9 protein-coding genes are annotated in these 7,956 nt (G+C 66.0%); 6 read left to right on the top strand and 3 right to left on the bottom strand.

The window, feature by feature from the left end; all coding sequences use genetic code 11:
- The first annotated feature begins 181 nt into the window (after nucleotides 1-181).
- Together rhtA and VUG52_RS09525 are read left to right on the top strand one after the other, a co-directional pair.
- Nucleotides 182-1,069, top strand: coding sequence for a threonine/homoserine exporter RhtA (gene rhtA, locus VUG52_RS09530; RefSeq protein WP_050705008.1), 888 nt, complete (start codon nucleotides 182-184; stop codon nucleotides 1,067-1,069).
- Between the two features lie 185 nt (nucleotides 1,070-1,254).
- Entirely contained in the window at nucleotides 1,255-1,536 is a 282-nt protein-coding gene (locus VUG52_RS09525) for a hypothetical protein (RefSeq protein ID WP_050705007.1), read from the top strand.
- Nucleotides 1,537-1,576: 40 nt separating this feature from the next.
- Here VUG52_RS09525 and VUG52_RS09520 read toward each other — a convergent pair whose 3' ends face one another.
- Nucleotides 1,577-3,379 (bottom strand): aminopeptidase P family protein, encoded by a 1,803-nt coding sequence (locus VUG52_RS09520; RefSeq protein ID WP_050705006.1) that lies wholly within the window; start codon nucleotides 3,377-3,379, stop codon nucleotides 1,577-1,579.
- A gap of 195 nt (nucleotides 3,380-3,574) precedes the next feature.
- Between VUG52_RS09520 and VUG52_RS09515 the strand changes: the two genes are divergently transcribed.
- Together VUG52_RS09515 and VUG52_RS09510 are read left to right on the top strand one after the other, a co-directional pair.
- Nucleotides 3,575-4,687 (top strand): DUF3182 family protein, encoded by a 1,113-nt coding sequence (locus tag VUG52_RS09515; RefSeq protein ID WP_050705005.1) that lies wholly within the window; start codon nucleotides 3,575-3,577, stop codon nucleotides 4,685-4,687.
- On the top strand, nucleotides 4,671-5,441 hold the full coding sequence (locus VUG52_RS09510) for an alpha/beta hydrolase family protein (RefSeq protein ID WP_050705004.1): 771 nt from the start codon (nucleotides 4,671-4,673) through the stop codon (nucleotides 5,439-5,441). The genes VUG52_RS09515 and VUG52_RS09510 overlap by 17 nt, the downstream gene beginning before the upstream one ends.
- On the opposite strand, the gene VUG52_RS09505 is transcribed toward VUG52_RS09510, so the two are convergent.
- Entirely contained in the window at nucleotides 5,420-5,800 is a 381-nt protein-coding gene (locus VUG52_RS09505) for an antibiotic biosynthesis monooxygenase (protein WP_050705003.1), read from the bottom strand. The genes VUG52_RS09510 and VUG52_RS09505 overlap by 22 nt on opposite strands.
- Before the next feature lie 88 nt (nucleotides 5,801-5,888).
- On the opposite strand from VUG52_RS09505, the gene soxR reads away from it, so the two are divergent.
- Nucleotides 5,889-6,377, top strand: a complete 489-nt coding sequence (gene soxR, locus VUG52_RS09500) for a redox-sensitive transcriptional activator SoxR (protein WP_262951320.1) — start codon at nucleotides 5,889-5,891, stop codon at nucleotides 6,375-6,377.
- On the opposite strand, the gene VUG52_RS09495 is transcribed toward soxR, so the two are convergent.
- Nucleotides 6,344-7,321: a GlxA family transcriptional regulator gene (locus VUG52_RS09495; RefSeq protein WP_050705001.1), complete on the bottom strand. Its 978-nt coding sequence runs from the start codon at nucleotides 7,319-7,321 to the stop codon at nucleotides 6,344-6,346. The genes soxR and VUG52_RS09495 overlap by 34 nt on opposite strands.
- Before the next feature lie 82 nt (nucleotides 7,322-7,403).
- Here VUG52_RS09495 and VUG52_RS09490 point away from each other — a divergent pair, with 82 nt between their 5' ends.
- A complete protein-coding gene (locus tag VUG52_RS09490; RefSeq protein ID WP_050705000.1) occupies nucleotides 7,404-7,952 on the top strand; it encodes a cysteine hydrolase family protein in 549 nt (182 codons plus the stop codon).
- Nucleotides 7,953-7,956 lie beyond the last annotated feature (4 nt).

Genomic DNA, 7,956 nt, shown 5'->3' with positions numbered 1-7,956 from the left:
CAACCCCAAGGCGAACACCTCGCACACACAACACAATCCCAAGACAGGCACCTGGCGGCCATCACACCATTTATTAACCAGCCCCCACCCAATCCAACACCCCCCATCCCATCCTTGCCAACCCGCCCACCACTGCGCACTATATTGCGCACCCTTGCGCGCACAATAAACGGAAACCTTCATGAACACCCCAAACCGCAGCTTGACCGCCACGCTGTTCCCCATCGGTCTGCTGCTGATTGCCATGGCCTCCATCCAGTCCGGGGCCTCGTTGGCCAAGAGCATGTTCCCCGTCGTCGGCGCCCAGGGCACCACCGCCCTGCGCCTCATCTTCGCCAGCGTCATCATGCTCCTGCTGCTGCGCCCCTGGCGCGCCCGCCTGGACGCCAGCACCCTGCGCAGCGTGATCATCTACGGCATGGCCCTGGGCGGCATGAACTTCCTCTTCTATATGTCTTTGCGCAGTGTGCCACTGGGTATCGCCGTCGCCCTCGAGTTCACCGGGCCGCTGGCCGTGGCGCTATGGGCCTCGCGACGGGCGCTGGACTTCCTGTGGATCGCCCTGGCAGTCGCCGGCCTGCTGCTGCTGATCCCCGTTGGCCAGACCGGTGCCAGTCTCGACCCGGTCGGCGCCGCCTACGCCCTGGGGGCCGGAGTGTGCTGGGCGCTGTACATCCTCTATGGGCAAAAAGCCGGTGCCGAGAACGGTATACAGACTGCAGCCCTGGGCGTGGTGATCGCCGCGCTGTTCGTCGCCCCCATTGGCATTGCCCACGCCGGCAGCGCCCTGCTGACGCCCGCGCTGCTACCGGTGGCCCTGGGCGTGGCCGTCCTTTCGACAGCCCTCCCCTACAGCCTGGAGATGGTTGCCCTGACCCGCATGCCCGCCCGCACTTTCGGCACGCTGATGAGCATAGAACCAGCGTTTGGCGCACTGTCCGGACTACTCTTCCTGGGCGAGAAACTCACCCTCTGGCAATGGCTGGCTATTCTCGCCATCATCACCGCCTCGGTGGGCGCGACCCTTTCCATGAAACGGGATACAGCACCGCCCGTGGCCGCCGACTGATTTGAGAAATATTTGCATTTAGCTGACCTGCAACCTTGTACCACCCGGCCTGGCTGATTAAGCTGTCACCCAATCATCATCTTGACGCTATCTACTGTGCGGCACATGGACGCCGGGGATCATCAGGGAAGAGGCAAAGCGCAAACGACAGGTCCGTTAAAGCAGTCGGGCCGATAAGGACAGGAATGAAACGTATTTTGCTCATCCTGGGCATCCTGGCCATCGCGGGATGCGCCGCGACAGCCAACACCGAGGTGAAGCGGGGGAAGAAGGGCCTGCACATCAACTGCTCGGGGCTCTCCTCGTCGTGGGACAAGTGCTACAGCAAAGCCGCCAGCTCGTGCAGCAGCAAGGGCTACAAGGTCATCGCCCGCTCCGGCGACACCGACGAAGAGCCTGGCGATTATGTATTCGGCATCAATCCGGCCGGCTATACCAGCCGCAGCATGATCGTGATCTGCAAGTAACAGATGCAAATAGGGCAGCCAGTGGCTGCCCTTTTCATAGTCAGAGCGCCGCGGTGCGCCGCTCCAGCCAGGCCAGCGCCTCGCCTTCCAGCAGCGGTGCCAGCCGTTCCCGTACCGTCTGGTGGTAACGGTTCAGCCAGGCGATATCTTCACTGCCCAGCGCCTCGACCAGCAGGCAACGCGTGTCGATCGGGCACAGGGTCAACGTCTCGAAGTTCAGGAACTCACCGAACTCGCTGCTACCCGCCTCGCGATTGACCACCAGGTTCTCGATCCGCACACCCCACTGCCCCGGGCGATAGGTCCCAGGCTCGATGGAACTGATCATGCCCGGCTGCATGGCCGTCTGCGGTGTGGCCGCAGCCTGGTAGGCGATCACCTGCGGGCCTTCGTGCACGTTCATGAAATAGCCGACACCGTGACCGGTACCATGGCCGTACTCGACCTGATCGGCCCAGATCGGTGCCCGGGCAATGGCATCGAGCAGTGGCGAAAGTATTCCGCGCGGGAAGCTGGCCCGTGACAGGGCAATCATGCCCTTGAGCACCCGGGAGCAATCGGCCTTCTGCTCATGGCTCGGCTCGCCGATCGGCACCATGCGGGTGATATCGGTGGTCCCACCCAGGTACTGGCCACCCGAGTCGATCAACAGCAGGCCATTGCCTTCGATGACGGCGTGGGACTCTTCGGTGGCGCGGTAATGCGGCATCGCACCGTTGGCGTTATAGGCCGCGATGGTGGAAAAACTCAGCGACACAAAGCCTGGACGGCGGGCACGGGCCGCGCTCAGCTGGTCGTCGATGGTCAATTCGGTGATCGCTTGCGCGCCGAGGTTCGCTTCGAACCAGGCGAAGAATTCGCACAACGCCGCGCCATCCTGCTCCATGGCCTGGCGGATATGGACGAGGTCGCCCTCCCCCTTGCGCGACTTGCTCAAGGTAGTGGGGTTGATGCTCTCGACCAGTCGCACCTGCTCGTGCAGGTTGTCCAGCAGGCCGCGGGTAACCCGCGTCGGGTCCACCAGCAGGCTCGCCGCAGCCGGTATCGCGGCCAGCGCGTCATTGACCTCGGCGTAGTCGCGAACCTCGATGCCATCGGCCGCCAGCACCTGGCGCAGGTGGCCATCGACCTTGTCACGCCCGACAAACAGGAACGCCTTGTCCTGGCTGACCAGCGCGAAGGAAACGAACACGGGATTGTAGGAGACATCGCTGCCGCGCAGGTTGAACAGCCAGGCGATGTCGTCGAGGGTGGCAATGAAATGCCAGTCGGCACCCTTCTCCCGCAATGTGCTGCGCAACTCGGCGAGTTTTTGCGCACGGTTGACCGTGGCATGGGGTGGCAGGTGCTGGTATACCGGATTACCCGGAAGCGAGGGACGGTCAGCCCAGACCAGTTCCAGCAGGTCGAGATCGGTGCGCAATTTCGCACCACGCGCCTGCAGGCGCTCGCCCAGTTGCCGCGCCGAGGCCAAGGCCATGACTGCGCCGTCCACCGCGACGGTACCGGACACTTCTGCGCCCAGCCACTCCAGCGCCCCGGGCTGGCCGGGGCGCAGCTTCATCAACTCGATGCCGCTGCCGGCCAGTTCCTTGTCCGCCTGTTCCCAGTAACGGCTGTCAGCCCACAGCCCGGCAAAGTCCGCGGTCACCACCAGCGTCCCCACCGAACCGAGGAACCCGGACAGCCACTGCCGTCCCTGCCAGTAGCCCGGCAGGTACTCGGACAGGTGCGGGTCGGCCGAAGGCACCAGCAAGGCATCCACGCCCTCCCGGGCCATGGCCTCGCGCACGCGGGCAAGGCGCGCGGGGACGGATTCGTGAAGGGGGGACTGACTGTTCATGCGCACTCCTGCGGATAGGTGTCGACGGGTCCAGGACGCTGATAATGGAACAGCCGGCAGGCGCCCGCAATCTCCGCGACCGTAACAAGGCATGCATTGCCCCAACTGCCCTGCCGACCGTCGATCCATCCTCCTGAACTAATCCGGCTGCGGGCCTTCACAACCCTTACATACCGTGCGTACGCGAGGCCAAGCATGCCCCACTCACGCAAGCCGAAAAGCGCCATCGTGCTGCTCGACACCCGCGAGCACACACCCGAGCATGAACGGGCAGTCCACCTGAAGATCGCCGATCACCTGGCGCCCCTGCTGGGAATCGAGCGGGTCGAGCCTTCACCCACGCAATCCGATACGGCCGGCTACTACTATGTACCGACCCAGACTTTGGTCGATCCGGAGCGTCACGCAGCACTGGGCATTCACGACGAACAGGATCTGTTTGGTGGCATTGTCAGCCATCCGCACATGGCCACCAAGGCCATCTCGCACCCGCTGCCAGCCGACGCCAGCTTCCCGCCCGGCTGGACCGATGCCTTTGCCCAGCATGCCAGCGACGCCCTGCTGCGCGGCTACACCGTGTTCTCCAGGGCCGACGCCCGCCGCGCCGCCGAACTGCTGCTGCGCGATGGGCCGGTAAGGATCAAGCCGGTACTGGCCTGCGCTGGCCGGGGCCAGGAGGTGATCATCGACAGGCTGGCCCTGGAGCCGTTGCTGGAGGCGATGGATGAACAGCAGCTGGGCTTATGGGGATTGGTATTGGAAGAAGACCTCGACAAGGTCGAGACTTTCAGCGTAGGGCAGGTGCGCGTGGCCGGGCTGACCCTGAGCTATCACGGCACCCAGCACCTCACCCACGATCATGCGGGCACGGAGGTGTACGGCGGCTCCGACCTGGTGATCGTGCGCGGCGACTACCAGCAACTGCTGCAGTTGCCGCTCGAGGACCACCTGCGCCTTGCCATCAACCAGGCCATGACCTACGAAGAGGCCGCCGAACGCTACTTCCCGGGCTTCATCGCCTCACGTCGCAACTACGACATCGCCCGTGGCCAGGACCACCATGGCCATCTGCGCAGTGGCGTGCTCGAGCAATCCTGGCGCCTGGGCGGCGCCAGCCCTGCCGAGGTCCTAGCGCTGCAGGCCTTCGCCGCCGATCCCGCGCTGCAACGGCTACACGCCTCGACCCACGAGGTATTCGGCGACGCGCAACTGCCCGCCGATGCCACCCTGTTCTACCAGGGCCATGACAGTGAACTTGGACAACTCAGTAAATATGCACGGATACGCGACCATGACCATCGAGAGTGAAACCGTGGAACTGCAAGTAGAAGGCGACAGCATCGCCGGCACCCTGGTCAGCCCGGGCAGCCGCATGCCTGGGATCCTCTTCGTCCATGGCTGGGGCGGCAGCCAGCAGCGCGACCTGGCCCGTGCCCGGCAGATCACCGGGCTCGGCTGCGTATGCATGACCTTCGACCTGCGCGGCCACGAAAAGACCGAGAGCCAGCGCCTGACCGTCACCCGCGAGCAGAACCTGGCCGATCTGCTGGCCGCCTATGACCGGCTGGCCAGCCACCCGTCGGTCGATCCCGGCGCCATCGCCGTGATCGGCAGCAGCTACGGCGGCTACCTGGCGACCCTGCTCACCCGTCACCGGTCAGTCAAATGGCTGGCGTTGAGGGTGCCGGCCTTGTACTGGGACGATGAATGGGATGCGCCCAAGCAGGCCCTCGACCGTCAGCGGCTCAACGCCTATCGCCGGCGTGACCTGGGCCCGGCCGACAATCGTGCCCTGGCGGCCTGCGCCGAGTTCGGCGGCGACGTGCTGCTGGTGGAGTCCGAACAGGACGACTATGTGCCACACAGCACGTTGATGAGCTACCGCTCGGCCTTCGTCGGCGCCCACTCGATGACCCACCGCCTGGTCGACGGCGCCGACCACGCGCTGTCCAGCGAGGAAAGCCAGAAAGCCTACAGCGCCATACTCACCGCGTGGATCAGCGAGATGGTCATCGGCGCACGCCTGGACCGCTACCCGCACTACGCGCCCTGGTACGCCTGATTACTGCCCAGCTGGCAATGCAGGCCGCCATCGGCGCCACGCACCAGGCTGCGCAGCGTCTGGTACGCGGCGAAGTTCACCCCACGGGCCTGATGCTCGCCCAGCAGGTCGAGGAACGGCTCCTCGATGAAGCAGCCGGCGGCGGCGACCCAGGCCTGGCGCGATTGCCAGCGCAGGTGCTGGAGTACCCGGCGACCGTCGTCGCTGACCTGGATGCTGACGCTGAGCAGGCCGTCGCAGCGATGCGCCAGGTATTCGCTGCGCACCACCAGGGCCTCGGCCAGGGCGTCCTGGCGCAAGGGTGGCACGTCGTACTCGATCATCTGGGTGAACCACAGGGATTGGGTGTTGGCCGCCATGACGCATCTCCTCGTTTCGGGCTCTTGCAGCAGATGGTCGTGGAGGGTAAAACCTCCAGCTAACTCAAGGTCAAGGATTTTATTGCCGATGAAGCCCCCTTCCGCCCAGGAGCGCCTGCTCAGCGTCGGCCAGCTGGCCGCGCGCAGCGGCGTGGCCGTGACCGCCCTGCACTTCTACGAGACCAAGGGGCTGATCCACAGCACCCGCAACGCCGGCAACCAGCGCCGCTATCCACGAGCCATGCTGCGCCGGGTGGCGGTGATCAAGATGGCCCAGCGCCTGGGCATCGCCCTGGCCGACATCGCCAGCGCCCTGGAGGCCCTGCCCTGCGATCACACCCCCACCGCCGACGATTGGCAGCGCCTGTCGGCGCGCTGGCGCGACGACTTGAGCCGGCGCATCGACGAGATGGTGATGCTGCGCGATCAGCTCGACGGCTGCATCGGCTGTGGCTGCATGTCGTTGAAGGAATGCCCGCTGCGCAACCATCACGACCGCCTCGCCGATAAAGGCCCGGGGCCGCACCCGACCACCAGCGAAGCTCAGCCGCTGATAACCGCGAAACGCCGCCGGTAATCGCTGGGGGTCATCCCGGTCAGGCGCTGGAACACCTTGCGAAAGGCGCTGGGGTCCTGATAGCCGACGCCCCAGGCGATCTGGTCGACGCTGCGCCGGGTGAACTCCAGCAAGCGGCAGGCCCGGCCGACCCGCACCTGCTGCGCGTATTCGGTGGGACGCAGGCCGGTGGCGGCGCGAAAGCGACGCAGGAAGGTGCGCGGCTCGAGGCCCGCGCAACCGGCCATGTCGGCCAGCCCGGCATCCCGGGCCTCCTCGGCCTGCAACCAGTGCTGCACCTTCAGCACCGCCTCGTCACCATGGTCCAGGCGCGGCTGGAACAGGGCGCCGGGCAGCGGCGCCGGCGAGGGCTCGACCGCAAGATAGCGGGCCGTCTCGCGGGCCAGGGTGTGGCCGAGGAAGCGTTCGATCAAGTGCAAGCCGAGGTCGGTCCAGGCCATCAGCCCGGCAGAGGTGACGATGTCGCCGTCGTCGAGCAGTGGCTGGCTGCCTTGCACCCGCACCTTGGGGAAGCGATCGGAAAGGGCCTGGGCATAGTTCCAATGGGTACAGGCCGCCCGACCATCCAGCAGGCCGCTGCCGGCCACCAGGAACACACCGATGCATACCGAGGCCAGCACGGTACCCTGGCCGTGCACCCGACTGAGCGCGGCGCGATGGGCCTGCAACACCTCGGCCGAAGGGGTCGCCGCCAGGCTCGGCGGAATCATCAGCGCCCGCAGCGCATGGCCGCTTGCCGGCTGGCTGTCATGCACCACCTGCAGCTGCCCCGCGCCATCGAGCTGCCAATGGGTCACCCGCAGCACCGGCAGATCGTGGCCCCCCAGCTGCGCGGCGACCCGGTTGGCCACCGCGAACAGGTCGGTCAGGCCGTGCACCGCCGCGCTCTGGGCGCCGGGATAGATCAGCACGCCGATTTCCAGGCTGTCAGTTTTTGCCGTCATTGTGTCGCTCGCGCCTATCCTCGATCGGGTCGCCACAGCCTATAACTATCGGCAGTTCATCACTACTGCCGCAGGAGGCACCATGAGCAAGCGCGCCCTGATCGTCATCGATATCCAGAACGACTACTTCCCCGGTGGCAAATGGACCCTGGACGGCGCCGAGGCGGCCGCCGACAACGCCGCCCGGTTGCTGGCCGCGGCCCGTGAGCGTGGCGACCTGGTGGTGCATGTGCGCCATGAGTTCGAGAGCGTCGACGCCCCCTTCTTCGTGCCAGGCTCGGCCGGCGCGCAGATCCACCCCAAGGTCGCGCCGGCGGCCGGCGAGGCGGTGGTGCTCAAGCACAAGGTCAACAGCTTCCGCGACACCCAGCTGAAGGCGCTGCTCGACCAGCACGACATCAAGGCACTGACCATCGCCGGCAGCATGAGCCACATGTGCATCGATGCCGCGACCCGCGCCGCCGCCGACTTCGGCTATGAAGTCAGCGTCGCCCACGATGCCTGCGCGACCCTAGCGCTGGATTTCGGCGGCAAGTCGGTGGCGGCGACCGATGTGCACGCCTCGGCAATGGCCGCGCTGGCGTTCGCCTATGCCAGGGTCGCCAGTACCGACGAGTTGCTGGCCGGTTGAGGGC

It is taken from the genome of Pseudomonas sp. LH21, from assembly GCF_036549575.1.
GTDB lineage: Bacteria > Pseudomonadota > Gammaproteobacteria > Pseudomonadales > Pseudomonadaceae > Aquipseudomonas > Aquipseudomonas peradeniyensis.
This window is presented reverse-complemented; position numbering and strand designations above follow the sequence as displayed.

Coding starts and splice junctions, on each gene's coding strand:
- rhtA (WP_050705008.1), top strand. CDS start 182: ATGAACACCCCAAACCGCAGCTTGACCGCCACGCTGTTCCCCATCGGT.
- VUG52_RS09525 (WP_050705007.1), top strand. CDS start 1,255: ATGAAACGTATTTTGCTCATCCTGGGCATCCTGGCCATCGCGGGATGC.
- VUG52_RS09520 (WP_050705006.1), bottom strand. CDS start 3,379: ATGAACAGTCAGTCCCCCCTTCACGAATCCGTCCCCGCGCGCCTTGCC.
- VUG52_RS09515 (WP_050705005.1), top strand. CDS start 3,575: ATGCCCCACTCACGCAAGCCGAAAAGCGCCATCGTGCTGCTCGACACC.
- VUG52_RS09510 (WP_050705004.1), top strand. CDS start 4,671: ATGACCATCGAGAGTGAAACCGTGGAACTGCAAGTAGAAGGCGACAGC.
- VUG52_RS09505 (WP_050705003.1), bottom strand. CDS start 5,800: ATGGCGGCCAACACCCAATCCCTGTGGTTCACCCAGATGATCGAGTAC.
- soxR (WP_262951320.1), top strand. CDS start 5,889: ATGAAGCCCCCTTCCGCCCAGGAGCGCCTGCTCAGCGTCGGCCAGCTG.
- VUG52_RS09495 (WP_050705001.1), bottom strand. CDS start 7,321: ATGACGGCAAAAACTGACAGCCTGGAAATCGGCGTGCTGATCTATCCC.
- VUG52_RS09490 (WP_050705000.1), top strand. CDS start 7,404: ATGAGCAAGCGCGCCCTGATCGTCATCGATATCCAGAACGACTACTTC.